This is a genomic window from Epilithonimonas hispanica (genome assembly GCF_003385395.1).
In the GTDB taxonomy this organism is placed as follows: domain Bacteria; phylum Bacteroidota; class Bacteroidia; order Flavobacteriales; family Weeksellaceae; genus Epilithonimonas; species Epilithonimonas hispanica.
In genome coordinates this window covers 16,969-41,148 of the sequence record NZ_QNUG01000011.1, presented here as the reverse complement: position 1 = coordinate 41,148, position 24,180 = coordinate 16,969, and the positions used below count along the sequence as shown (strand labels likewise).

Annotated in this window: 24 protein-coding genes; 10 read left to right on the top strand and 14 right to left on the bottom strand. The window is 35.6% G+C overall.

What is annotated here, in order from left to right:
* The first annotated feature begins 38 nt into the window (after positions 1-38).
* Positions 39-2,309, top strand: a complete 2,271-nt coding sequence (locus DRF58_RS06675; RefSeq protein ID WP_116034071.1) for an aconitate hydratase — start codon at positions 39-41, stop codon at positions 2,307-2,309.
* A gap of 85 nt (positions 2,310-2,394) precedes the next feature.
* Here DRF58_RS06675 and ypfJ read toward each other — a convergent pair whose 3' ends face one another.
* From ypfJ to DRF58_RS06650, 5 genes are all read right to left on the bottom strand, one after another.
* Positions 2,395-3,243, bottom strand: coding sequence for a KPN_02809 family neutral zinc metallopeptidase (gene ypfJ, locus DRF58_RS06670; RefSeq protein ID WP_116034069.1), 849 nt, complete (start codon positions 3,241-3,243; stop codon positions 2,395-2,397).
* Positions 3,244-3,453: 210 nt separating this feature from the next.
* The gene (gene ribH / locus DRF58_RS06665) at positions 3,454-3,945 is read right to left on the bottom strand and encodes a 6,7-dimethyl-8-ribityllumazine synthase (RefSeq protein WP_116034068.1); all 492 of its coding nucleotides are present in this window, start codon (positions 3,943-3,945) and stop codon (positions 3,454-3,456) included.
* Positions 3,946-3,948: 3 nt separating this feature from the next.
* The gene (locus DRF58_RS06660; protein ID WP_116034066.1) at positions 3,949-4,653 is read right to left on the bottom strand and encodes a tetratricopeptide repeat protein; all 705 of its coding nucleotides are present in this window, start codon (positions 4,651-4,653) and stop codon (positions 3,949-3,951) included.
* Between the two features lie 82 nt (positions 4,654-4,735).
* On the bottom strand, positions 4,736-5,272 hold the full coding sequence (locus tag DRF58_RS06655) for an adenine phosphoribosyltransferase (RefSeq protein ID WP_116034065.1): 537 nt from the start codon (positions 5,270-5,272) through the stop codon (positions 4,736-4,738).
* Between the two features lie 9 nt (positions 5,273-5,281).
* On the bottom strand, positions 5,282-6,445 hold the full coding sequence (locus tag DRF58_RS06650; RefSeq protein ID WP_116034063.1) for a DUF6694 family lipoprotein: 1,164 nt from the start codon (positions 6,443-6,445) through the stop codon (positions 5,282-5,284).
* A gap of 149 nt (positions 6,446-6,594) precedes the next feature.
* Between DRF58_RS06650 and DRF58_RS06645 the strand changes: the two genes are divergently transcribed.
* From DRF58_RS06645 to DRF58_RS06630, 4 genes are all read left to right on the top strand, one after another.
* Complete coding sequence (locus tag DRF58_RS06645; RefSeq protein WP_185144534.1) at positions 6,595-7,026, top strand: RapZ C-terminal domain-containing protein; 432 nt, start codon at positions 6,595-6,597, stop codon at positions 7,024-7,026.
* A gap of 80 nt (positions 7,027-7,106) precedes the next feature.
* Positions 7,107-7,820 carry a nucleotidyltransferase family protein gene (locus DRF58_RS06640; RefSeq protein WP_116034060.1) on the top strand — a complete coding sequence of 238 codons (714 nt, stop codon included), beginning with the start codon at positions 7,107-7,109 and terminating at the stop codon, positions 7,818-7,820.
* A complete protein-coding gene (locus tag DRF58_RS06635; RefSeq protein WP_116034058.1) occupies positions 7,817-8,527 on the top strand; it encodes an LOG family protein in 711 nt (236 codons plus the stop codon). The genes DRF58_RS06640 and DRF58_RS06635 overlap by 4 nt, the downstream gene beginning before the upstream one ends.
* Positions 8,528-8,584: 57 nt before the next feature.
* Positions 8,585-9,058, top strand: coding sequence for a DUF6702 family protein (locus DRF58_RS06630; RefSeq protein WP_116034057.1), 474 nt, complete (start codon positions 8,585-8,587; stop codon positions 9,056-9,058).
* 42 nt (positions 9,059-9,100) lie between these two features.
* Here DRF58_RS06630 and DRF58_RS06625 read toward each other — a convergent pair whose 3' ends face one another.
* The 8 genes from DRF58_RS06625 to DRF58_RS06590 form a co-directional block, all read right to left on the bottom strand.
* A complete protein-coding gene (locus DRF58_RS06625) occupies positions 9,101-9,838 on the bottom strand; it encodes a sulfite exporter TauE/SafE family protein (protein ID WP_116034055.1) in 738 nt (245 codons plus the stop codon).
* Positions 9,829-10,278, bottom strand: a complete 450-nt coding sequence (locus DRF58_RS06620; RefSeq protein WP_116034053.1) for a FixH family protein — start codon at positions 10,276-10,278, stop codon at positions 9,829-9,831. Before DRF58_RS06620 ends, DRF58_RS06625 begins: the two co-directional genes overlap by 10 nt.
* A gap of 10 nt (positions 10,279-10,288) precedes the next feature.
* Positions 10,289-11,743 (bottom strand): cytochrome c oxidase accessory protein CcoG, encoded by a 1,455-nt coding sequence (gene ccoG / locus DRF58_RS06615; protein WP_116034052.1) that lies wholly within the window; start codon positions 11,741-11,743, stop codon positions 10,289-10,291.
* A 107-nt stretch (positions 11,744-11,850) separates the two neighbouring features.
* Positions 11,851-12,735 carry a cbb3-type cytochrome c oxidase N-terminal domain-containing protein gene (locus DRF58_RS06610; RefSeq protein WP_116034050.1) on the bottom strand — a complete coding sequence of 295 codons (885 nt, stop codon included), beginning with the start codon at positions 12,733-12,735 and terminating at the stop codon, positions 11,851-11,853.
* A 19-nt stretch (positions 12,736-12,754) separates the two neighbouring features.
* Entirely contained in the window at positions 12,755-12,952 is a 198-nt protein-coding gene (locus tag DRF58_RS06605; RefSeq protein WP_116034049.1) for a CcoQ/FixQ family Cbb3-type cytochrome c oxidase assembly chaperone, read from the bottom strand.
* Positions 12,953-12,965: 13 nt separating this feature from the next.
* Positions 12,966-15,251 carry a cytochrome-c oxidase, cbb3-type subunit I gene (gene ccoN, locus DRF58_RS06600; RefSeq protein ID WP_116034047.1) on the bottom strand — a complete coding sequence of 762 codons (2,286 nt, stop codon included), beginning with the start codon at positions 15,249-15,251 and terminating at the stop codon, positions 12,966-12,968.
* A 15-nt stretch (positions 15,252-15,266) separates the two neighbouring features.
* Entirely contained in the window at positions 15,267-15,452 is a 186-nt protein-coding gene (gene ccoS / locus DRF58_RS06595; protein WP_116034046.1) for a cbb3-type cytochrome oxidase assembly protein CcoS, read from the bottom strand.
* Positions 15,453-15,562: 110 nt separating this feature from the next.
* The gene (locus tag DRF58_RS06590) at positions 15,563-17,941 is read right to left on the bottom strand and encodes a heavy metal translocating P-type ATPase (protein WP_116034044.1); all 2,379 of its coding nucleotides are present in this window, start codon (positions 17,939-17,941) and stop codon (positions 15,563-15,565) included.
* Between the two features lie 95 nt (positions 17,942-18,036).
* On the opposite strand from DRF58_RS06590, the gene DRF58_RS06585 reads away from it, so the two are divergent.
* From DRF58_RS06585 to DRF58_RS06570, 4 genes are all read left to right on the top strand, one after another.
* Positions 18,037-18,750, top strand: a complete 714-nt coding sequence (locus tag DRF58_RS06585) for a Crp/Fnr family transcriptional regulator (RefSeq protein WP_116034043.1) — start codon at positions 18,037-18,039, stop codon at positions 18,748-18,750.
* Between the two features lie 93 nt (positions 18,751-18,843).
* Complete coding sequence (panB, locus tag DRF58_RS06580) at positions 18,844-19,659, top strand: 3-methyl-2-oxobutanoate hydroxymethyltransferase (RefSeq protein WP_116034041.1); 816 nt, start codon at positions 18,844-18,846, stop codon at positions 19,657-19,659.
* Between the two features lie 70 nt (positions 19,660-19,729).
* Complete coding sequence (locus tag DRF58_RS06575) at positions 19,730-20,575, top strand: carboxylesterase family protein (protein WP_116034040.1); 846 nt, start codon at positions 19,730-19,732, stop codon at positions 20,573-20,575.
* A complete protein-coding gene (locus DRF58_RS06570; protein WP_245955373.1) occupies positions 20,551-21,267 on the top strand; it encodes an RluA family pseudouridine synthase in 717 nt (238 codons plus the stop codon). The genes DRF58_RS06575 and DRF58_RS06570 overlap by 25 nt, the downstream gene beginning before the upstream one ends.
* Before the next feature lie 54 nt (positions 21,268-21,321).
* Here DRF58_RS06570 and DRF58_RS06565 read toward each other — a convergent pair whose 3' ends face one another.
* The gene (locus DRF58_RS06565) at positions 21,322-23,487 is read right to left on the bottom strand and encodes an outer membrane beta-barrel protein (protein ID WP_116034036.1); all 2,166 of its coding nucleotides are present in this window, start codon (positions 23,485-23,487) and stop codon (positions 21,322-21,324) included.
* Between the two features lie 139 nt (positions 23,488-23,626).
* Between DRF58_RS06565 and DRF58_RS06560 the strand changes: the two genes are divergently transcribed.
* Positions 23,627-24,178 (top strand): RNA polymerase sigma factor, encoded by a 552-nt coding sequence (locus tag DRF58_RS06560; protein WP_245955372.1) that lies wholly within the window; start codon positions 23,627-23,629, stop codon positions 24,176-24,178.
* The last annotated feature ends 2 nt before the right edge of the window (positions 24,179-24,180 follow it).

Genomic DNA, 24,180 nt, shown 5'->3' with positions numbered 1-24,180 from the left:
AACAAGGTAAAATCTATTAATAAAAATAAAATTGAGATATGACTTTTGACTTGGATATGATCAAAAAAGTTTATTCTGATTTCGAAAGCAGAGTAAACGAAGCAAGAGCCTTTATGGGAAGACCTCTTACTTATTCAGAAAAAATTCTTTGCGCTCACCTTTTTCCATCACAGGTAAAAGAAGCATTTAAAAGAGGAGAATCTTATGTAGATTTTGCTCCCGACAGAGTTGCGATGCAGGATGCGACGGCGCAGATGGCTCTCTTACAGTTTATGCAGGCCGGTAAGAAAAAAGTAGCAGTACCTTCAACTGTTCATCTAGACCATTTGATTCAGGCAAGAGTTGGATCTGCAACTGATCTGGTAGATGCTAATAACAAAAACAACGAAGTTTATCAGTTTTTAGAATCCGTTTCGAACAAATACGGCATTGGTTTCTGGAAAGCCGGCGCAGGAATCATTCACCAGGTTGTTTTAGAAAATTACGCATTTCCCGGAGGAATGATGATCGGAACAGATTCTCACACGCCAAATGCGGGTGGACTCGGAATGGTCGCCATCGGTGTTGGTGGCGCAGATGCAGTTGATGTGATGGCAGGAATGCCTTGGGAACTAAAATTCCCCAAAATGATTGGTGTTAAATTAACCGGAAGACTGAATGGTTGGGCTGCTCCAAAAGACATCATTCTAAAAGTAGCCGGAATCCTTACTGTAAAAGGTGGAACTGGTGCCATTGTTGAATATTTCGGAGAAGGTGCGAATTCATTGTCTTGTACTGGAAAAGGAACGATTTGTAATATGGGCGCAGAAATCGGAGCAACCACTTCTATTTTTGAATACGACCAAAATATGAGCAAATATCTTCGTTCAACCGACAGAGAAGATTTGGCTGATGCAGCAGATGCCGTTGCCCACGTTTTGAAAGCTGATCCAGAAGTTCACGCAGAACCTGAAAAATATTATGACCAGCTTATTGAAATCAATTTAAGTGAACTAGAACCAGCACTGAACGGACCTTTCACACCTGACCTTTACACTCCGATTTCTAAAATGAAAGAAATTGCAGAGAAAAATGGATGGCCAACAAAAATCGAAGTTGGGTTAATTGGTTCTTGTACCAACTCATCTTACGAAGATATAGCAAGAGCTGCTTCTGTTGCAAAACAAGCAAAAGATAAAAATCTGGAAGTGAAAGCAGAATATACTATTACCCCAGGTTCGGAACAAGTTAGATTCACTGTCGAAAGAGACGGTTTCTTGAAAACTTTTGATGAGATTGGTGGTAAAGTTTTTGCTAATGCTTGCGGACCTTGTATTGGACAATGGGCTCGTGAAGGAGCTGATAAACAAGAGAAAAATACAATTGTTCACTCTTTCAACAGAAACTTCTCAAAAAGAGCAGATGGAAATCCAAATACTTACGCTTTCGTAGGTTCTCCGGAATTGGTAACAGCTTTGGCAATTGCAGGAGATTTGAGATTCAACCCTTTAACAGATAAACTTAAAAATAAAGACGGAATAGAAGTTCTTCTTGACGAACCAAGCGGAGATGATTTACCAAGATTAGGATTTGATGTGGACGATCCGGGTTATATTGCGCCTGCCGAAGATGGTTCTAATGTAGAAGTGATTGTATCTCCGACTTCGGACAGACTTCAGTTATTAGAAGAATTCCCAGCTTGGGATGGAAAAAATATTACTGGAGCTAAATTATTAATCAAAGCTTATGGAAAATGTACAACTGACCATATTTCTATGGCTGGACCTTGGCTGAAATATCGTGGACACCTTGACAACATTTCCAACAATATGCTAATTGGTGCTGTGAATGCTTTTAATATGGAAACCAACAAAGTTAAAAACGAATTGGACGGGCAATATAAACCAGTTCCAGATTCTGCAAGACAATATAAAGCAGCAGAAATCCCAACAATTGTTGTAGGAGACGAAAATTACGGCGAAGGTTCTTCCAGAGAACACGCCGCGATGGAACCAAGACATCTTGGTGTAAGAGCTGTTTTGGTTAAATCATTTGCCCGTATCCACGAAACCAACCTTAAAAAACAAGGAATGTTAGGAATCACATTTGCGGACAAAGAAGATTATGATAAAATCCAAGAAGATGATACAATTAACTTTTTAGATTTAGATCAATTTGCACCGGGTAAACAACTGACTTTGGAATTTGTTCACGCAGATGGAACTAAAGATATCATTATCGCAAACCACACATACAACGCCGGACAAATCGAATGGTTCAAAGCTGGTTCTGCTCTTAATCTCATTAAGAAAATGGAAAAGCAAGGATAATATAAAGTCCAATATCTGGATAATAAAAAAGCAAGAATTGAATGATTCTTGCTTTTTCTGTTTTATAAAACTCTGTTTCTCTTATTTATTTCAGCAATGCACTGAACGTATCGCCTTGTCTGATATCACCAGTATTGTAACCTCTCATAAACCATTCTTCGCGTTGAGCGGAAGAACCGTGGGTAAAACTTTCTTGGTTTACATAACCTTGTCCTCTTTTCTGAATATTGTCATCACCAACTGCAGCAGCAGCACTCATCGCTTCTTGAATGTCTCCAGGTTCTAGAATCTTTTCTCTGTTATCGGTTTGCTTTGCCCAAAGTCCTGCATAGAAATCTGCTTGTAATTCATTGGCGACAGAGATTCTGTTGGCTTGAGTTTCGCTCCCTCTTTGGCTTAATTGATGAACTTTATCCAATGTCCCTAAAAGGTTCTGGATATGATGTCCATACTCGTGACCAAGAACATAAGCAACTGTAAACTGTCCAACCTTGGCTCCAAATTTTTGCTGAAGTTCGTTAAAGAAACTCATATCAATATAGATAGTTTGGTCTGACGGGCAATAAAAAGGTCCCATCTCTGACTGTGCAGTTCCACAGCCTGAATCTGTTGTACTTTCGAACAAAACAACTTTTGCAGGTCTGAATTGGATTCCGTTTTCCTGAAAAATCTTTTCCCACGTTTGCTCATTTTCTTTAGTCAACATTCTGACAAATTCTCTGATGTTGAGCTCTTCTTTGGTAAGTTGTCTCTGTTCTGTTTGTTGAGGTGCAGAATTACTGTTTTGTAGAATTGCAGATGGATCTCCTCCGAGAAAAAAAACAATGGCTGCAATAATGATGGTTCCTAAACCGCCACCAACAAGCATTCCGCCACCACCGCCGGAACCGCGTCTGTCATCTACGTTGTCGCTTCTGTCGTTTGTCCATTTCATCTTGTAATATTTTGTGTTTTAAAATTAACATTTTCTTTTTGATATTGAAAAATATTTTTTTTGCACATTGCTTCTCACTAGTCCCGATAGTAGCGGCATCCTTTTTTGTCTTAACTAAAAACTTTGTTTTTGAAGGTAAAATCCTCTAAGACAAAAAAAAAATATAGCCCTTCGACAAGCTCAGGATAAACTACTAGCGGGATTAAGCTACTAAAGTTTAGTTGTCTTATTATTGAAATCAATCATTTTCAATGCAGTAACGGCTGCTTCTACACCTTTATTCCCAAGACTTCCTCCACTTCTGGCAATGGACTGTTCTTTGGTATCATCTGTCAAAACACAAAAGATAGCTGGTGTATCGGTCAAGATATTACAATCTTTTATGCCTTGTGTAACGCCAGAACAAACATAATCGAAATGTGGGGTTTCTCCACGAATCACATTGCCTATTGCAATAACTGCGGCGAATTTGTTTGAACGACATAGCTTCATTGTTGCAAAGCTTAACTCGAATGCGCCCGGAACGTAATAAATGTGAATGTTTTCTTCTTTGATTCCTTCGGCTTTCAGCGTTTCGATTGCGCCGTTTCGAAGGTTATAAGTTACGAAATCGTTCCACTCAGAAACAACAATGCCGATTGAATATTCATCGGCATTAGAAATGTTGAGTGGCTTATAATCTGATAGATTAGTAGTTGCCATTGTTTAGTAATATTTTGTCATTTCTATGAAAGCATCGGATTGTCCGTTGTCATAGTCCTGATATTTTTCGTCGATTGTAGCGAAATATTTTTTAGCATCAGTATTTTTCTTAAGTGCCAAAGCTAACATTCCTGCTTTTTTTGTAAAATAATAAGAAGTGTAAGCGTCATCAGAAGCAGAAGATGCTTTGTCTGCCAATGCAAGCGCGTCATCCGCTTTGTTAAGATTTGAAAGACAATCTGCCATAGCTCCAAATTTAAGCGCTACCAAAACTTTGTTATCTGAACTGAATTTGTCCAACAAATCGTAAGCTTTCTGATAATTTCCTTTTTTGAATTCTATTAGTCCAGCATTGTAAGCGGACAATTTACCAGCTTTTGTTCCGCTGTACTCATCGTAAGTACCAATGAAACCTGGGTTTGCAACAGATTTTCCACCAAGAGCAAGATCTTCTTTTCCGTCAGCTAAATTTTTCTGAGCAGCAAGATAACTTTTTGTAGCTTCCTCATTTTTAGGAGCAACAATGAACTGCTGATATCCGAACCAACCTAAAACTGCAACAATCAGAACTCCGAAACCAAAGCTAAGTGTTTTTGCATTTTTTTCTAAGAATGATTCTATACTAAGTGCTTCTTTATCAAGGTCTCTGAAAAATTCTACGGTTTCTTTTCCTTCTTGTTCGTGATTTTTGTTATGCTGGTTTGCCATAATTTTTTTTAATAAATAGAGTGCAAATTTAATGTTTTCCTTTTGATATGCAAAAACTTCTTTTTCTGATGGTTAAATTATTTTAATATTTCAGAATCGAGTAAACTTCTGCGTTAAATTTTTTGAGTCTTTCTTCGCCGTCCAAATCTTTCAAATCAATCAAAAAACTGAATTGTGTAGGAATGGCGCCTTGTTTTGAAACGAGTTTTGCAGCAGCTTCTGTAGTTCCGCCAGTTGCTAAAAGGTCATCGTGAATCAAAACGCGTTGTCCTTCTTTCAAATGTCCGGTTTTCATTTCGATTTCAGCAGAACCGTATTCCAAATCATATTTTTCTCCGATGAAAGGCGGAGGTAATTTTCCAGCTTTTCTAATTAAAACAAAAGGAACATCCAAAGCAACAGCAATCGCGATCCCAAAAAGATAACCTCGGCTTTCGATTCCACAAACGACATCAATTTTTCCTCGGCTGAAATTAGCCAAATCTGCGATGACTTCTTCATATAACTTTGGCTGAAGAAAAATCGGACAAATATCTTTAAATTGAATTCCCGGAATTGGGAAGTCCGGAATATTATCAATTGTTTCTTCTAATTTCTTAATCAATTCTGCAGATGCCATCTTCTATTTTTAATTGTTGATTTTATAAGTTGTAATTTTCCAGTTGTTGTTAACAGCTTTCAATCCGTAAGTCACATTCAAGGAAGTTGTTTTTCCGTTTTTGTCAGTCACATCATAAGTAACGTTGACATTTGCTGAATTATCCTTATTATAAGGAACAGCAATATTTTTAACACTGATATTTTTTACGGAGCCAAAACCTGAATTAGGATTCGAGAATTTGTCATAAGAACCCCAATTCGGATTTTCAGAAGCATCAAAAGCGGCTTTGAAATTCTGAGAAGATAAATTATTCAAGAATTTTGTTACGGTTGTTTTTGGGTCTGGATTCGTAGCTTTTGGAGCTGGCGGAGGCGTAAAAGTTTCTCCGGTTTGTGGGTCAACTTGCGGTTCAGGAACTTGGAGAGAATCCGAAACTACAGGAGCTGGCGGCGTGTAAAGCGCTTTTCCATTCACAGGAATTCCCATTTTAAGCATTTGTAAAAGCTTCTTAGTTGTTTTTACAGTTAGCTTAATATCAATTTTTTCTTCAAATATTTTTTCTTTTGGAAGCGATGAATATTTAATCGTGAATCCTCTGAAAGCTGGGTCTTGCATCAGGTTTTTAGAAGTAGAGATTTTGTTTCCACCACTTGAGATTTCCATAACAGTTTCCAATGCAGCGCCTTCAAAATCAACTTTTTTTCTATTGTTGTCAACCAATTGTGGTGTGATGATCAATCCTTTTGAACCTGTCAAACTGTCGCCTGCAATATTGGTAACAATAATGTTAAGTGCTGCCGCATTAATATCGTTAGGGTCTTTTTCAGAAGCTACTTCATTTCCGAAGATGTTCATTTCCCCTAAACTTGGTGGAGCGGTACTGCTCCAATCAACGCCGTTTTTCTGCGCCACTTGGTCTGCTAAAGCAAAAATTTCTGCTGTTTTTTTTCCATCCAGAAGTTTTCCAAGAGCTGCAATTTCTGCAATATCTCCATCAGCTTCTACGCCAAATGTCTTTAGAATATATAAAGCTTCGTTGAATTTTACTTGTTGCAAGGTTGGAAGGCTGGAAGCCATATCATTGATACTTTCCTGAAAGCTTTTGCGGTTGCTCCCGTCAACACTTGTTTTTTTGCAACCTACCATCAGAATCAGTAAAGTTGCTAACAGACAGTATTTTATAAATTTCATTTTGTGTAAGATTTATTTTTAAAAATAAGGAATATGTTTGATTTGAAACCCCTTATATCAATTAATATGCAAAATTAAATTTAAAATTCAGAATTAATCAATTTTTCAAAGAAAATTAAAAAAAGTAACTTTACAGAAAATTAAAGTTGATGCAGAACAAATTAGTAATAGATATTCACAGTTTTTCTTATAAAAAAGGCGGAATCCCTAAAGATAATACAGAGAACGGAGGCGGTTTCGTTTTCGATTGCAGAGGAATCCTTAATCCGGGAAGAATTGAAGAATATAAAACTCAAACCGGAAATGATATTGGAGTTCAAGAGTTTCTTGAGAATAAAACAGAAATGCCTAATTTCTTAAAATCAATTCACAGTCTTATTTCTATCAGCATCACAAATTATCTTGAAAGAGGTTTTGAAAATCTTCAAATCAACTTTGGATGCACAGGTGGACAACATCGCTCGGTTTATTCGGCAATCAAAACGGCTGAATTTATTAGACAAAATTTTCCGGATGCAGAAGTGAAAATCCATCACGACGAACAGTTGCATCTTAATTTATCATCCGCTTCTAGCAATTAGATTTTTGCTGCTAGCTTAAAATAATTATATTAAATTGATGAGTGAATTCATTCATCAATAATTATTTATCATTTATAAATATGAAAGCATTACTATTTGCTGCGGGAATGGGAACCCGTTTAAAACCTTTTACAGACAGTCATCCAAAAGCTTTGGCGAAAGTAAATGATGTTACTCTTTTGGAAAGAAATATCAAATACCTGCAGAGTTACGGAATCAATGATTTTGTCATTAATATTCATCATTTTGGAGGTCAGATTCTGGCTTTCTTGGCAGAGAATGATAACTTCGGAGCCAATATAGAAATTTCAAATGAATCGGATGAACTTCTGGAAACTGGTGGCGGATTGTTGTTCGCTAAAAGATTTCTTGAAAATGAGAAAACATTCTTAATTATGAATGTTGATATCCTGACAGACCTGAATATCACCAATTTGGTAAAAATCCACGAACTCAAAGGTGGAATGATTACATTGGCGGTTTCCGATAGAGATAGTTCCAGAAAATTGATGTTCAATGACAAGATGTATCTTAAAGGCTGGAGAAATCTTACAACTAATAAGAAAACTGTGGTTGGAGGGATTTTTAAATTAAGAGAATTGGCTTTCAGTGGAATCCATTGTGTGAATTCTGAGATATTCGAAAAATTGACAAGAACCGGAAAATTCTCTATTATGGATGAATATCTGAACCTGATGAAAGAAGATATTATTATTGGTTATCAACACACCGCTAATTTGATTGATGTTGGTAAGCCGGAATCTATTGTAGAAGCAGAAAAATTATTCAGATGACACAACAGGACGAAGAAAAAAGATTACACGACAGTCTGAGACAGAAAACTTGGGACGAGACTATTACAAAAGATAGCTGGATGGTTTTCAGGATTATGTCTGAGTTTGTAGATGGTTATGAAAAAATGGTTCGTATTGGACCTTGTGTTTCCATATTTGGTTCTGCAAGACTAAAAGAAGATAGCTATTATTACAAAATGGCTTCTGAAATTGCACAGAAAATTACAGAAATTGGTTTTGGTGTGATTACTGGTGGAGGTCCTGGAATAATGGAAGCCGGTAACAGAGGAGCTAGCGGACACGGGAAATCAATTGGTCTTAACATAGAATTGCCTTTTGAACAACATTTTAATCCTTATGTTGATAAGGGATATAATATCAATTTTGATTATTTTTTCGTTAGAAAGGTAATGTTTGTGAAATATTCGCAAGGATTTGTTGTTATGCCTGGAGGATTTGGAACTTTGGACGAGCTTTCTGAAGCTTTGACTTTGATTCAAACTAATAAAATTGGGAAGTTCCCCATCGTTTTGGTCGGAAGCGAGTTTTGGAGTGGATTGTTGGATTGGTTCAAAGGAACTTTATTGAAAGAAGGTTTGATTGCTGAACAAGATCTGTCGCTTTTCCGAGTGGTAGATACAGCGGAAGATGCAGTTGAGCACATCAAATGTTTTTATGATAAATATTCGGTAAGTGTTAATTTCTGATATGTGGCATATAATTTGACCTTATATCTCCAATAAAAGTTATTTAATTGTATAAAAATGAAAAAATCTATATTTATATTATCTCTCGGAATTTTGCTCATCAGTTTCTTTAGTTTCAAAGATTTTGATTTCTTTTCATCAATGACCAAAGTCGATTATATTGACGGAAGCAAAACCTTGAAATTCACGACAAAACTTAATACTTCGCATATTTCTCAAGCTACAAAAATTGACCCTAACACGGCAGGTTTTGAAGCAGAAGTAAAAAAATATGTTAATAATAATGTAGATGTAGCCGTAAATGGAGTTGCTAAGACTTTGACTTTTACAGGGAGCCAAGTCAACGGAGAATCTGTTTGGGTCTATTATGAAGTAGGAAATGTTTCTGATATTTCCAGTTTGAAAATCAAAAACAGCATATTGATTGGTCAATTTCCAAAGCAGGTTAATATTATGAATGTCACTTACAAAGGAAATTTGAAAACGGTCAATTTCCAAAAAGGTAAGGAAACAGCAGAAGTTACTTTCTAAAATATTAAATCGGTCATTTGGCCGATTTTTTTATGCTTAATATTAATGACAATTCGTATGGTCGATATGAAAACCATCACTAGAATGATTGACGTGTAATGACTCGGAATGTGGGGAAACGTAAGGAATTCCTAATTCCAAACCTCTCAGAACGAACAATCCACCAAGTATAATCATCATCACAGGAATGACTCTTAATATCTTTACTCGGAAAGCGGTTGTGATGAAATTCCCTAAGAAAACAACAGCAAACATAAATGGGAAAGTTCCCAATCCAAAAAGGAACATAAAAAGAGAACTTTGCCAAATTCCGCCAGCTGCTAATGATGCAGTCAAAGCCATATAAACCATTCCGCAAGGTAAAAATCCGTTAAGAATTCCTGTGGCAAAACGAGATTTGTAATCGGGGCGTTGCAGGATTTTTCCCAATTGCATTTTGACCTTCAATAACGCTCTTGAAACGAAAGGGATTTTTGCTGCAAAGTCTTTTCCTCCAAAAGATGAAATCGCCATTATAATTAATAAAACGCCAACAGAAACTGTTAAATATTTTTGAAATCCAGCCAACTCAAAACTTTGTCCGATAATTCCTAGAACTGCTCCTAGAAAAGAATAGGTGAGAATTCTTCCCAACTGATAAGTTAGATTCTGAAGATAGAAATTAGCTTTCTGATTTTTGGTCAATCCCATAGAAATCGCAATAGGCCCGCACATACCAATACAATGGAATCCGGATGCGAATCCCAATCCAATGGCTGATATGATGAGTGCTAGTTCCATAGGATATCGTAATCTACCTGATAAGGTTTTTTATTCTCTATCCATTTTAGTTTCAGAGTATAGGAACCTTTAGAAATCACTTTTTTAGGAATCAAGAAAACATTATGTTGCAAACCAACTTCTTTTCTGACATCCAAGTTAGAATCATCTGTACGAAATAAAACGAAATTTACTTTGTTCTCATCCACTTTTATAGTTTCGGGAAAAGATATCATCATACCTTCGGAAGTTGCTTTATATTCAGGGATTTTTTCAAGTTTAGCAGCATTTTCTTTAGCATCAATAATATCCTGATAATGAAGTTCTTCCTCGTAATAATTATTAGAAATCATTTCTGCATTCTGTTTCCCCATCGGAAAGACGAATATCAGAAATAATATAAAAAGGATGAAACAACCTAGTGCAATCATCAATCCGTGTCCCCAATTTAGATTTTTCATTCTTTAATATTTAAAATTGAAATTTGAATGGTCCTTCAAAATAAGTCTTGTAAGAATCTAATAATTCTCCGTTCATATCGTAAACGCCCAATTCCAGATTTTGTTTTGATAGTTTGATTTGGCTTTCTGGGAAACTTACTGTAATTGTTCCTTTCACCATAGCATCTCTTTTCAGTACAATTTTGTTAGAAGCCACGCTGGAAGATATTTCTCCGTTAGCAGGCTCAATAATTTTAATGATAACAGTCTTAGTCTCATTAGACTTATTAAGGAAAGTATAATTGTAAGTATTATTAATTTTCCCATCTCTTACGAAGAAAGTAGAACCTGGAGGTTTTAGGAATTTAGCTTCCATTTCTCCTCTGTTGTACAACAATCCACCTAAGAAAACAACAAGCGCTAATAACACAACAGAATAAGCTTTCATCTTTCCAGAGAACTTGAATTTCTGTTGTTCTTCAATCTCTTTTTCTGATGCGTAACGAACTAATCCAGTCGGAAGACCCACTTTCACCATTACTTCATCACAAGCATCCATACAAGCGGTGCAATTCACGCATTCCATTTGTAAACCATCACGGATATCGATTCCTGTTGGACAAACGACAACGCACTGTTTACAATCGATACAATCGCCTTTTCCTGCCGCTTTTCTATCTTCTCCTTTTTTCCATTTAGCACGGTTTTCTCCTCTTTTGTAATCGTAGAAAACGTTGATAGTTTCCTTGTCAATTAAAACGCCCTGCAATCTTCCATACGGACAAACCATTGTACAAACTTGTTCTCTGAACCAAGCAAATACAAAGTAAAATGCCGCTGTAAACATTATCATTACCAAGAAATTGGTTGGCTTTGCAAATGGACCCTCTTGCATAATGCGGAAAACCTCTTCATAACCTACAATGTACATAAACATAATGTGGGTTATGATAATGGAAATCAATAAAAATATAGACCATTTCAAGGAACGTTTCCATATTTTTTCTGTATCCCAAGCTTGATTGTCAAGTCTTATTTGTTTATTTCGGTCTCCTTCGATAGCATATTCTATCTTACGGAATATCATTTCTAAGAAAATAGTTTGAGGACAAATCCATCCGCAAAATATTCTCCCGAAGACAACCGTGAAAATAATAATGAATATTAATGAAGCTATTGCTCCTAATGCTAGAATAAAAAAATCCTGAGGATAAAAAGGTTGACCAAAAATGAAGAATTGGCGCTCTATAATATTGAATAAAAGAAGCGGATTGCCGTTGAATTTTAGAAAAGGAATTGTAAAGTATATGGTTAGTAAAAGAATGCTTACAATAACTCTGTAATTGGTATATTTCCCTTTTGGTTTTCTTGGAAATACCCATTTTCTTTTCCCGGTATTATCCATTGTACCAACAGAGTCTCGGAATGTTTCAGCTTCTACTACCCAGCTTTCTGATTCGTTGTATTTTTTTTCTGTTGTACCCATAATATTTGAGATAAAAAAAGAGATTGCCCCAAGAATAAATAGCTATTATTTATTCTCAAATATCATTCCGAAAGAACGATATTCTTGACAATCTCTTTTGTATGTTTTTATTTAGATTTTTCCCAGTTTGCTTCTGTTCCCTGAGGAGCAGCGCCACCTTGTGCAGGTGTGATAGGAGCTTGTTCTTGGTTGATATGATAGACATAAGCCGCAACTTGTTCCATCTCAAAACCAGAAACCACACCGTTTTTACCCCAAGCCTGCATCGTTGGGTTATTTTTACTACCGTTATCAACCATATAGAATATATTTTTGAATAATGTTTTCTCAGGTTGGTTAATCCAGAAATTATCTGTCAAGTTAGGACCAATACCTCCTTTTCCACCTTCACCGTGACAAGAAACACAGTTAGTTTCGAAAACAGCTTTACCTGCCTCAACATTATCTTCTGAGAAAACTGCAGTTTCCAAAGTTGGTTGTGTTACTGTCGCCATATAATCATTGATAGCAGCAGTTTGCTCTCTGTATTCTTGCTCGTATTCTTTGTAAGGATTAGCAAAATCTGTCATAAAGTAAGACGAAATATAAAGTACACAATATGCGCAACCAAAGTAGAAAAGACCTAACCACCACTTTGGAAGCTGATTGTCAAGCTCCATAATTCCATCGAAACCATGGTCGATAAGGATATCTTTTTCTTCTTTTTCGCCTTGGCTTTTGAAAGCACCATTCCAAAGGTATTTGAAATAAGGAACTTGCTTTTCCGATATATAAGTTGCTTTTTCAGCATCAGTTAATTTTTTGAATTTCTCATTTTCAATCAAATCTCCAATAGCATTTTGAATGAAAACAACAATGATACTAATCAAAGCTGTTCCCAAGAAAAATCTAGTAGACAAGAAATCCGATGTCTGCGAGAACATATAGAAAACTACAAGTAATAATCCTAAAACGATTAGAATATTAATATAAACAGGTGTTCTTCTTTTCATTATTAAATATCTTTTTTAATTACAAAGTAAATTTGTCATCGTCGTGGTCTTTTTCCAAAGGCGCATTTTCTTCTTCGCTATAATATTTCTTTGGTCTGTTGATTACGATGTAAACAACCACCACAAAAAATAGAATGAAGATAATCATTGCCAAAGTTTGGAAGAAACCTGCATTTTCCACATTGGAGATGATGTCTTTAAAACTTTGCGGAATCATTTTATTTTAAATATTAATTACTAGCTGTTTTTACTTCTGTAGTCTTGATATCCGTCCCTAATCTTTGTAGATAAGAAATCAATGCTACTATTTCTCTCTTCTCTAGAGGAACGAATTTCTCTCCTGATTTTTCTTTGTTAGCTTTAGACTCTGCGAAAGATTTCTTAACGTCATCAGCTTCAGAGAATACATTCTTCACGATAGCACTTGCTTGATTGTTCATCCAAGTATCCATAGAATCAATCTGAGCTTTTGTATAAGGAACATCAAAAGAGTTTTTCATCAATTCCAATTTAGCTTTTGATTTACTTCTATCAAGTTCATTTTCAATCAACCAAGGATATCTAGGCATAATAGAACCTGCAGAAGTTGATCTTGGGTTATACATATGCTTGAAGTGCCAAGAATCTGGTCTTACACCACCTTCTCTCTGCAAATCCGGACCTGTTCTTTTAGAACCCCAAAGGAATGGTCTGTCATAGATAAATTCTCCAGCTTTTGAATATTGCCCATTCTTACCGTTGAATCTTACAACCTCATCACGGAAAGGACGAATCATCTGTGAGTGACATGCATTACAGCCTTCTCTGATATAGATATCTCTACCTTCTAATTCTAACGGAGAATAAGGTTTAACCGCAGAAATGGTAGGAACGTTTTCTTTAACAAATATTGTAGGTAGAATTTCTAACGAACCTCCAATTGCCAATACGATGAAAGAAAGTATTGATAGATAAAGAGGTGTTCTTTCTAACCAAAGGTGGAAAGTTTCTCCTTCTTTTCTTCCTTTTTTTACGTTTGCCAAAGCAGGAGCTTCTGCAGAAACTTCTTTTTGGAAAGAACCTCTTCTAGCTGTTGCAATTACGTTAACAACCATAAGAACTGCTCCGGCGAAGTATAATAAACCTCCTACAAATCTCATTTTGAAGTAAGGAAGAATTGCTGTTACAGTATCTAACCAGTTTTTGTAAACCAAAGTTCCATCTGGATTGAATTGTTTCCACATCAAACCTTGTGTAAATCCTGAAATATACAAAGGAACAGCGTAGAAAATAATCCCAAAAGTTCCTAACCAGAAATGCCAGTTAGCTAATTTTACAGACCATAGTTTGGTTCTCCACATTACTGGAACTAAATAATAAATAACACCAAAAGCCATAAATCCGTTCCAACCAAGTGCACCTAAGTGAACGTGCCCAATTACCCAGTCTGTAAAGTGACCTACTTTATTGACTGTTTTAGTAGCTAAAAGTGGACCTTCGAAAGTTGCCATACCATAACAAGTTACAGCGACTACGAAGAATTTAAGAACCGGATTTTCTCTTACTTTATCCCAAGCTCCTCTCAACGTCAATAGACCGTTCAACATACCTCCCCAAGACGGAGCGATAAGCATAATAGAGAAACCTGTTCCTACTGCCTGAGCCCAAGCTGGCAACGCAGTATATTGTAAGTGGTGAGGACCAGCCCAGATATATACGAAGATTAATGACCAGAAGTGGATAATTGATAGTTTGTATGAGAAAACTGGTCTGTCTGCCGCTTTTGGTACAAAATAATACATCATCCCTAAAACCGGAGTTGTAAGAACGAAAGCTACCGCATTGTGTCCATACCACCATTGTACTAGCGCATCTTTAACACCAGCGTAAGCAGAATATGATTTCCATCCTGTAAAAGATAATGGAACTTCTAAGTTATTGAAAATGTGAAGCATTGCAATTGCAACCCAAGTTCCAATATAGAACCAAATTGCTACATATAAATGTCGAACTCTTCTTACTGCAATAGTTCCAAACATATTGATCCCGAAAATGACCCAGATAACTGTAATCAAAATATCAATTGGCCACTCATGCTCTGCATATTCTTTTGAAGTGTTAATCCCCATAAAGAAGGTAATAACAACTGCAACTATCATAAGTTGCCATCCCCAGAAATGAACCCAAGACAAAGTGTCACTCCACATCCTCGTTTTCAAAAGCCTTTGCATAGAGTAATAAGCTCCCGCGAAAAAACTATTACAAACAAATGCGAAAATCACGGCACTTGTATGCAACATTCTAATACGTCCGAATCCAAATGCACCCTGAGAATTAATTAAACCTTGCAATCCTCCACTTCTAAGCGTGTTGATTGTTGTGTCGTCTGTTCCCAAGAAAAATTCCGGTAACTCAGGATAAAATAATAACAACGCGGCAGTAAGACCCAGTAAAAAACCGGTCAAACCGAAAACAACTGTCGCAATAAGAAAAGCGCGAACAATCCCATTGTCATAACTAAATTTTTGTGTCTCCATATCTACAAATAGCAATTATTCTTTTTTATTTCCAGGAGTTTTCGTCTCCTTTTCTGTCTTCACCTCGTCATCGAAAAGAATTCTGACTGCAGGTGATTCATCGTCTTCAAACTGTCCTTTTCTTGCTCCAATAATAAAAATTATTAGAAAAATTACAGCTAAAGAAACGCTGCAGATAATCATCAAATAGAGAATCTCCATACCAGCCACAAATTTAAGATAAAACAGTCGTCAAATTTAGTGAAAATTACTGACTTTGGTCAGAATGATAGAAATATGGATAATTTATAATCACTCTAAATAAAAGTGTTCTAAATCTTTATCTTGAAATATTTTGAACTTCTAAGCCAAGTCGAAAGCGTTGTGAATGTTACAACAGTTACAGAACTCAAAGGCATAAAAATAGCAGCAAAAAGTGGATGCATATGTCCCGAAACTGCAAAGCTGACTCCGATAACATTATAACACAAACTGATTATGAATGTGATTTTTACAATCATAATCGCATCTTTTGAAAGTGCTAAAAACTTGTCCAATTCCGGAATTTTTTCGCCGTTCATAATCACGTCTGATGAAGGGGTAAAAGAGTTGCTGTCATCCGAAATTGCAATACCGACATTACTCTGTTTTAAAGCTCCAGCATCATTTAATCCATCACCAAGCATTGCAACTCTTTGTCCTTTGTCTTGTAATTCTTTGATAAAATCCAGTTTGTTTTCCGGATTTTGATTGAATTTCATCTCAGAAACATTTGGGATGAGTTTTTCGAGAATTGGTTTTTCTGAAGGATTGTCTCCACTTAAAATATTAATAGCATAATTTTTCAGGTTCTTGAAAAGCTGAGAAAGGTTATTTCGATATTCATTTTTGAAAGTGAATTTTCCAATAAAAGTCTCATCTTTCTTAATGTAAACTGCCGTTTCTAAATCCTGAGATTTCTCTCCGACAAAGCTTGCGGAACCGATTTTATAATTAATTCCTCTGACTTTTGCTTGATAACCTTTTCCTGAAATTTCCTCAAAATCTTCCACTTCAAAGTAATCATCATTCACTTCGATGAAATTATAAAGTGATTTAGAAAGCGGATGATTAGAGTTTTTAAGTAAAGATTTGATATTTCTCAAATCAAAATCCTCAATCTCGCTTCCGATATAATTAATATTCGATTTTTTACTTTCTGTAATAGTTCCTGTTTTATCGAAAACCAATGTGTCAACTTTTGCCAATCTTTCGATAGTTAAAGTGTCTTTCACATAAAAATTATTTCGACCAAGAATTCTCATAATATGTCCGAAAGTAAACGGTGCAGACAATGCCAAAGCACACGGACAAGCAACAATCAGAATCGCTGAAACCACTTGGAACATTTTCTCCATATCGATTCTTGACCAATAAATTCCGGCAAATAATGTAATTCCTAAAATAATGAATGTAAAATATTTACTGATTGTATTCGTCAAAGTATCAAGACCAGTATCCATTTTCTTGAAAGCTTCTTTGTTCCAAAGCTGTGTCAAATAACTTTGGTCAACACTTTTAATCACTTCAAGTTCCAGAATCGAGCCTGTTTGTTTTCCTCCGGCAAAGATTTTATCGCCCGGTTTTTTGGAAATGTGAGCAGATTCACCTGTAATAAAACTGTTATCGATGTTTCCTTCGCCCTTTATCAAAATCGAATCTACAGGAATGATTTCCTGATTTCTGACCATAATTCTATCGCCAACTGCCAAATCCGAAAGAAGAATATTCTCCTGCTTTCCGTCGAAATCAACTTTTGTTACCGCAATTGGATAGAACGATTTGTAATCTCTGTCGTATGAAAGTGTATTGTAAGTTCTTTTCTGAAAGGTTTTTCCGAGCAACATAAAGAACAGTAATCCGCAAAGTGTATCAAAATAGCCCGGACCGTAATCTGTCACAACTTCATAAATACTTCTTCCATAAAGAACGAAAATTCCTAAAACAATCGGAACATCGATGTTGATGATTTTATTCTTCAAGCCATACCAAGCGGACTTGTAATAATCTGAAGCAGAATAAAATACAACCGCTGTTGCTAATAGGAATAAAATAATTCTGAATAAATGTTTATACGAGTGAAACCAAACGTCGTCTCCCGAAACGTATTCCGGAAAACTGAAAAACATTCCGTTTCCGAAAGCAAATCCTGCAACTGCCAATTTTATCAAAAGACCTTTGTCTAATTTGTCGTGTTTTTTCTCCGCAGTTTCAAGGTTGATAATTGGTTTGTACCCAAGATTCGTTAAGAATTTTGCTAATTCACTTAGTTTCAATTCTTCTTCTTTGAAAGAAACCTGAAGCGTTTTTCTGGTGAAATTAACCTGAGAATATTTGATTTTATTATTAATCGTGTGAAGACTTTCCAATAACCAAATGCAAGATGAGCAATGAATTACAGGGATTTTGAAAGTCACAAGCGTAGTTCCTCCTTCGGAGAAATCTACAACCTTGGTAAAGATTTCCGGCGTATCAAGATAATCGAATTGCGAATTGTTTTCGTTACTCGGACGTATTCCTGAACGTTGATTGATATTGTAAAAATTATCAAGGTTATGAAAATTCAGAATTTCGTAAACGGATTGACAACCGTTGCAACAAAAGATTTTGTCGTCAAAAAGAAGGCGTTCTTTGTCGATTTTCTGACCACAGTGAAAGCATTGTTCTGCCATTAAAAAGTTCTCAGATATTTGGATTGCAAAATTACGTCAAAAATCTTGGTATGTAGTGTTAAAAAGTCTTATTTTTGCTGACAAATGTCATAGGTATGTCTCTTGAACAACAATTGGTTATAGAAGAAAATTTCTCAAAAGCATTTAATCAAGAATCTTTACGTGAAAGTTTGAATCCGGAAGATTTTGAAATCTACAGTAATGCACTTAAAATTCTAGAATTCTCAAAAGGTGATGTCGTTTTCGACGATGGCGAGTCGCCGAAAGGTGTTTATTTTATCGAAAAAGGAACTGCAAAATTATCAAAATCAGGTGTTTATGGTAAAGATCAGATTCTTAGATTCTGCAAAGAAAACGATTTGATAGGTTACCGTTCGTTGCTTTCTGGTGAAAATTTTCAGGCTAAAGCTGAAGCAATGACGCCTATGAAAGTTCAGTTTCTACCTTCGGATGTTTTTCTTAAATTATTAAAGTTAGATCCGAAATTGTCTTACGCAATGCTTCAGAAAATTGCTTATGAATTGGGCGAATCTGCAAATACAGTAACATTTCTCGCTCAGAAAACTGTACGTGAAAGACTGGCAGAAATTCTGGTTTTGCTAGAGCAAAAATTGGGAACAGATCCGGAAGGATTCATAAAAATTTCTCTAACCAGAGAAGAAATCGCCAACCTAATTGGAACTGCAACAGAAAGCGCCATCCGATTAATCTCCGAATTCAAACAAGATGATTTGATTTCTGTAGAAGGTAGAAATATCAAAATCCTTAACAGAGAAAGGCTTATTAAGCTGGGGCACGTTGTAATATAAATGATAATAGATGAATGATAGCTGATGCAGTTCAGCGCAACTCATTTATCTGTTTTAATCATTTATCACCTATAATTTTATCATTCATAAAATATGTCTGTACATTCTGAAATAAAAAAAATCACCACGGAGACCTTGCGAAAAATGAAATTCGATAAGGAAAAGATTACAATGCTGACGGCTTATGATTTTACAACTGCGAAAATGGTTGATGCTGGCGGTGTTGACTCCATTCTAATTGGTGATTCTGCGGCGAATGTAATGGCCGGTCACGAAACGACTTTGCCAATTACATTGGACCAAATGATTTATCATACACAATGTGTTGTTCGTGGTGTGGAAAGAGCTTTGGTTGTGGCGGATTTACCTTTCGGAACTTATCAGAGTAATCCTGAAAAAGCTTTGGAATCTGCCGTGAGAATGATGAAAGAAGGTGGTGCTCACGCCATTAAAATCGAAGGTGGAAAAGAAATTGAAGAATCTATCAGAAAAATCGTAAATGCGGGAATTCCTGTTTGCGGACATCTTGGTTTGACGCCTCAAAGTATCTATCAATTCGGGACTTATAAAGTAAGAGCGAAAGAAGATGCTGAAGCAGAAAAATTGATTGCTGACTGTAAATTGTTAGAAGAATTGGGATGTTTTGCAGTTGTATTGGAAAAGATTCCGGCAGCGCTTGCGAAAAAAGCTTCGGAAAGTATTTCTATTCCTACAATCGGAATTGGAGCCGGACCGGATTGTGACGGACAAGTTCTCGTTTATCACGATATGGTTGGGATGAATCAAGGTTTTTCTCCGAAATTTTTGAGAAGATATCTTGACCTTTATTCTGAAATCACAGGTGCAGTTTCTCAATATGTGAAAGATGTAAAAAGTTCTGATTTCCCGAATGATAAGGAAAGTTATTAAAAATAATTCAAAATAAAATTTACCCTTTCGGAACTTGAATTCTGAAAGGGTTTAATTTAAAATATCGTCAATGTTTAAGTTTCTTAAAGTTTCATTATTTCTGTTCGGAATCCTGTTTGTGTTTTCCTGCACTTCGCAGAAAATGAAATATGGAACGAAGACTGACTTTCACGACAAAGCAGATTCGTTACAATCTTTAGCAAGAATTAAATATATCAAGAGTTTGGATTATTCTGATTTCAAAGCGGGAAAATTTGATAATGGAAAAGTAGCTGTGAATTATCGTTTTCTGAAACCAAAAACAATTGAACAGAATAAAAAATATCCATTAGTTTTGGTATTTCACGGCTCTGGTGCAATTGGAACAAACAACTCTTCTCAAATGGGTGTTTTGTCCAAAATGTGGCTTCTTTCGGAAAATAGGAAGAATAATCAGGTTTATGTTTTGTCTCCGCAATTTCCCGTTCGTTCGTCCAATTACCATCTCGATGAAACCAGAAATGTAAAAGCTTCTGAATCTAATCAACATCTGGATTTAGTTTTAAAATCAATCGATTCTTTAATCATTAATGAAAATATTGACCGAGACAGAATCTACGTAATGGGATTTTCTATGGGAGGAGCTACAACTTCTAATGCAATTTCTAAAAGACCAGATCTATTTGCAGCTGCCATTAATATTTCAGGAATTTCTCAGTTTGATAAAATGGACGAACTCACGAAAATGCCAATTTGGATTGTTCACGGAAGTCTGGATACGGATAATTTCCCTCAAAGTAATTTTAAGTTTTTTGATGAAATGAAATCTAAAGGCAAAGTTTTTCTTTGGGAATACACAGACAAATATCACAACAATATTCTTTCGGCAGAGCTCTTGGACGAGATTCCGAAATGGCTACTAAAACAACATCAATAATGTCTCAAAGTTTTTCTGAATCACAAATCGTTTACGAAGATAATCATATGATGGTCATCAACAAAAAAGCAGGACAATTGGTTCAAGGCGATAAAACCGGTGACTTATCTTTGCTTGAATTGATTAAAGACTTTATCAAAAAAAGAGACGATAAACCGGGCAATGTTTTTCTTGGTTTGGTTCATAGAATTGACAGACCAACTTCTGGTTTGGTTATTTATGCAAAAACTTCCAAAGCGCTTTCTAGATTGACTCAAATGGTGAAGAACCGTGAAGTTAAAAAGACATATTGGGCAGTTGTTGGGAAAGAGATGATTCCGAATTCTCAAAGATTGGTTCATTATCTTCAAAAGAATGAAAAAAATAACAAAGCGATTGTCTTTACAAAAGCTACAGAAGGTTCAAAAGAATCGATTTTGACTTACAGTCTAATCAAGACTTTGGAAAATTATCTTTTGCTGGAAGTGGATTTGGAAACAGGAAGACATCATCAGATTCGTGCGCAACTTTCTAAAATTGGAGTTCCAATCAAAGGTGATTTGAAATACGGAAGTCCGCGTTCTAACCAAGATGGAGGAATTTCCCTCCACGCCAGAAAATTAGAATTTACTCATCCTGTCACTAAAGAAAATATTCAAATAACAGCTCAGGTTCCGCAGAATGATGCGGTTTGGAGAGCTTGTGAAGAATAAAACAAAAAGCCGAAGGAAATCAATCTTTCGGCTTTTTTTAATTTAAATTCTTATCTAAGGAGTTATAATTCCTCCACTAGAATCAGACGTGCTATTGTTCTTGATAAGATTCGGGTTCACTTTGGCTAATTTATTTTTGGTCGGAATTTTATAATTGAAAGAAATTCCGAATTTTCGGGTGTCGTTTTTGCTTGATAAAAGTACAGGACTCAAATCGTTTGGCGGAACAGAGTTGAAATAATTCTTATTCTGATTGAAAATATCATCTGCATAAAGCGAAACCGTAAGACGATCATTCATGAATTTTTTAGTCAAATTAATATCAAAAGATTGATTAAATGGTTTTATCGCATCAAAGTAGAAGTAATTTCCTTTCGTAATATGACGGTAATTAGCAGTTAGTTTAATTTCCTTAGGCAAAATAATCTGTGCGGAACTTCCAAAGACCCAAAAACCTTTGTTGTTCAAATCAGGAATCTCATGTCTTTGATAACTCGTGTACAGATAAAGGAAATTGATTTTATCTGGATTGAAATCAAATTTCATCATCTCGCTAAAACTCTTCGTGAAAATCATAAACGGAACCGGCAATCCTGCATTGAAACTGTGGATTCTCATTGTTGGGATATTCACATTCGTGTTAGTTACAAGCAGATCTTTTCTCCCAACTTGTTGTGCAATATTGTTGTCAGAATAGCTAATGCTGTAACTAATAAAAGCATAATCAAAAGCCGAAATTTTAACCTCAAAATTATCAAAAATCGTAGGCTGTAAATATGGATTTCCTCCGTAATTGATGTTCTGATTATTGAAAACCGTGTTGTTTGGATTCAGGAAAGAGATGTTTGGAAGGCTGATTTTCTTATTATAGTTGAAGCTAAAAAATACGCTTTGCATAAAATTGTATTGGACACTTGCATTCGGGAAAATCCTGAATTGATTGAAAGGCGTCAGTTTTTCTTCAGTTACAATATCATCTTTCAGAACTCTGGTCATTCCATTAATGTCATAATTCTCGGCTCTTGCGCCCAAAATAAAATCAAATTTCTTCAGTTTCGCCTGCAATTCTGCATACATAGATGAAGTTTGTCTTTCGTAATCTAAATTTGTAATAATTCTGTTATCTGTATCAAAATTTAGTTTTTCATACAAACCACCAATGCTGATTTTTCCTTCGTCCAAGATTTTCAACGGCTGAGAAAAATCGACCTTGAAACTATAAACATTTTGGTTGGAAGCATTCGCGGTATTATTAGATGGATTGACAAAACTATTTTGAGCGTAATCCGTATTATAGTTATTATAATTTAACTGAAAATCAAGCTTTTTGTTTTTATCATCAAATCTTTTTTGATAAGTAATCGTCGCATCATTTCTATTAATCAATGTCTTTCCAAAATCTTCAGAAATGACAGGAATAATAATGTTATTGATGTTATCAAAGTCAAAACCATTACTTTCAACCACGTTGTCATTATTGTTTTTATTGAATTCATAATTCAACAGCAATCTGTCTTTTCCCAAATCAAAAGTCATCGCTGCATTGGCAAAATAACCACGTCCTGTTCTATCAGTATAAGTTTTTGAAAGACCGGCAATTTCGCTCCATTGTGAACTTTCACGATAGTTTTGTCCAAAATTAATTTGCCAGCCAAAATATTTGTTTCGGGCATTTAGATTAAGACTGTTGACAGTTTTGTGTCTCGCTTTTTCATAATTTGTAAAAGCATAACTTCCGCTGTAAGTTGCAGAAAGATAGCTTTTTGCATTTTTACTAGTGATGATATTAAGAATGGCACCACCAGAAGTAGCAGGGAATTCTGCGCCTGGTTGCGTCACAATCTCTATTCTTTCTACAGAATTTGCGGGCATTCCTTCCAGGAAAGCGGTCAGCTCATTACTTGAAATATTCAAAGGTCTTCCGTCCATATAGACTTCTAGAAATTTTCCCTGATACATCATTCCGGCAATATCTGTGGAAACCAGTCCGGGAAGCTTCTTCAATCCTTCCATCAATGTTCCGGAATTTAGATTCGGTTGTTCAGAAAAATCGAAAATTGTTCTATCTGCTTTTTGTTCAACGGCTTTTTTAGTTTTGGTAATGGTTACCGCTTCAATTTGTTTTTCTTTACTGCCTGTTTCTTCTGTTTCAGTTTTCTGAGCAAAATAGATTTGACTTAGAAATAGAGCAGAAATGGGGAAGATGGATTTTAGTTTCATAGATTGTATTATCAATTAATTAGACTTTCAAATCATTCTTTTGTTACAAATTGAATCCATTATAAAAATTTTGAACACTTTTAAGGTAAAAAAAAATCTGTGGCGTCATATTCATATGGAGTCGCTATCTTTACAGCAAATGGCCGAAAAAAAATCTGCATCGATTACGGAAGTCGTGAAAAATTACGGCTCCCAGCTGTTGCGCTTTATCAATTCTAAAGTGGCAAAGACAGAAGATGCAGAAGATATTCTTCAGGAAGTTTGGTTTCAAACGAGCAGATTGACCAATCTGGATGAACTGGAAAATGTCGGAGCTTGGTTATATTCTGTTACTAGAAACAAAATCATCGACAGTTATCGAAAAAAGAAAAGCGAATCTCTGGAAGATTTTGTTTATCAGGACGAAGACGGCGAACTGAATGTCAAAGATATTCTCTTGGCTGATGATACTAATAATCCTGAAATTGGGGTTTTCAAAGAAATGTTTTGGAATGAGCTGATGAAAGCTTTGGATGAATTGCCTGAAAAACAAAGACGTGTTTACATACAAAACGAACTTGAAGATAAAACTCTGCAGGAAATTGCAGACGAAGAAGGTGAAAATATAAAAACAATAATAAGTAGAAAATCTTATGCTGTAAAACATTTGCGAAAAAAATTGCAGACTCTTTACAACGATTTGAATGATTAATA

Coding starts and splice junctions, on each gene's coding strand:
- DRF58_RS06675 (WP_116034071.1), top strand. CDS start 39: ATGACTTTTGACTTGGATATGATCAAAAAAGTTTATTCTGATTTCGAA.
- ypfJ (WP_116034069.1), bottom strand. CDS start 3,243: ATGAAATGGACAAACGACAGAAGCGACAACGTAGATGACAGACGCGGT.
- ribH (WP_116034068.1), bottom strand. CDS start 3,945: ATGGCAACTACTAATCTATCAGATTATAAGCCACTCAACATTTCTAAT.
- DRF58_RS06660 (WP_116034066.1), bottom strand. CDS start 4,653: ATGGCAAACCAGCATAACAAAAATCACGAACAAGAAGGAAAAGAAACC.
- DRF58_RS06655 (WP_116034065.1), bottom strand. CDS start 5,272: ATGGCATCTGCAGAATTGATTAAGAAATTAGAAGAAACAATTGATAAT.
- DRF58_RS06650 (WP_116034063.1), bottom strand. CDS start 6,445: ATGAAATTTATAAAATACTGTCTGTTAGCAACTTTACTGATTCTGATG.
- DRF58_RS06645 (WP_185144534.1), top strand. CDS start 6,595: ATGCAGAACAAATTAGTAATAGATATTCACAGTTTTTCTTATAAAAAA.
- DRF58_RS06640 (WP_116034060.1), top strand. CDS start 7,107: ATGAAAGCATTACTATTTGCTGCGGGAATGGGAACCCGTTTAAAACCT.
- DRF58_RS06635 (WP_116034058.1), top strand. CDS start 7,817: ATGACACAACAGGACGAAGAAAAAAGATTACACGACAGTCTGAGACAG.
- DRF58_RS06630 (WP_116034057.1), top strand. CDS start 8,585: ATGAAAAAATCTATATTTATATTATCTCTCGGAATTTTGCTCATCAGT.
- DRF58_RS06625 (WP_116034055.1), bottom strand. CDS start 9,838: ATGGAACTAGCACTCATCATATCAGCCATTGGATTGGGATTCGCATCC.
- DRF58_RS06620 (WP_116034053.1), bottom strand. CDS start 10,278: ATGAAAAATCTAAATTGGGGACACGGATTGATGATTGCACTAGGTTGT.
- ccoG (WP_116034052.1), bottom strand. CDS start 11,743: ATGGGTACAACAGAAAAAAAATACAACGAATCAGAAAGCTGGGTAGTA.
- DRF58_RS06610 (WP_116034050.1), bottom strand. CDS start 12,735: ATGAAAAGAAGAACACCTGTTTATATTAATATTCTAATCGTTTTAGGA.
- DRF58_RS06605 (WP_116034049.1), bottom strand. CDS start 12,952: ATGATTCCGCAAAGTTTTAAAGACATCATCTCCAATGTGGAAAATGCA.
- ccoN (WP_116034047.1), bottom strand. CDS start 15,251: ATGGAGACACAAAAATTTAGTTATGACAATGGGATTGTTCGCGCTTTT.
- ccoS (WP_116034046.1), bottom strand. CDS start 15,452: ATGGAGATTCTCTATTTGATGATTATCTGCAGCGTTTCTTTAGCTGTA.
- DRF58_RS06590 (WP_116034044.1), bottom strand. CDS start 17,941: ATGGCAGAACAATGCTTTCACTGTGGTCAGAAAATCGACAAAGAACGC.
- DRF58_RS06585 (WP_116034043.1), top strand. CDS start 18,037: ATGTCTCTTGAACAACAATTGGTTATAGAAGAAAATTTCTCAAAAGCA.
- panB (WP_116034041.1), top strand. CDS start 18,844: ATGTCTGTACATTCTGAAATAAAAAAAATCACCACGGAGACCTTGCGA.
- DRF58_RS06575 (WP_116034040.1), top strand. CDS start 19,730: ATGTTTAAGTTTCTTAAAGTTTCATTATTTCTGTTCGGAATCCTGTTT.
- DRF58_RS06570 (WP_245955373.1), top strand. CDS start 20,551: ATGGCTACTAAAACAACATCAATAATGTCTCAAAGTTTTTCTGAATCA.
- DRF58_RS06565 (WP_116034036.1), bottom strand. CDS start 23,487: ATGAAACTAAAATCCATCTTCCCCATTTCTGCTCTATTTCTAAGTCAA.
- DRF58_RS06560 (WP_245955372.1), top strand. CDS start 23,627: ATGGCCGAAAAAAAATCTGCATCGATTACGGAAGTCGTGAAAAATTAC.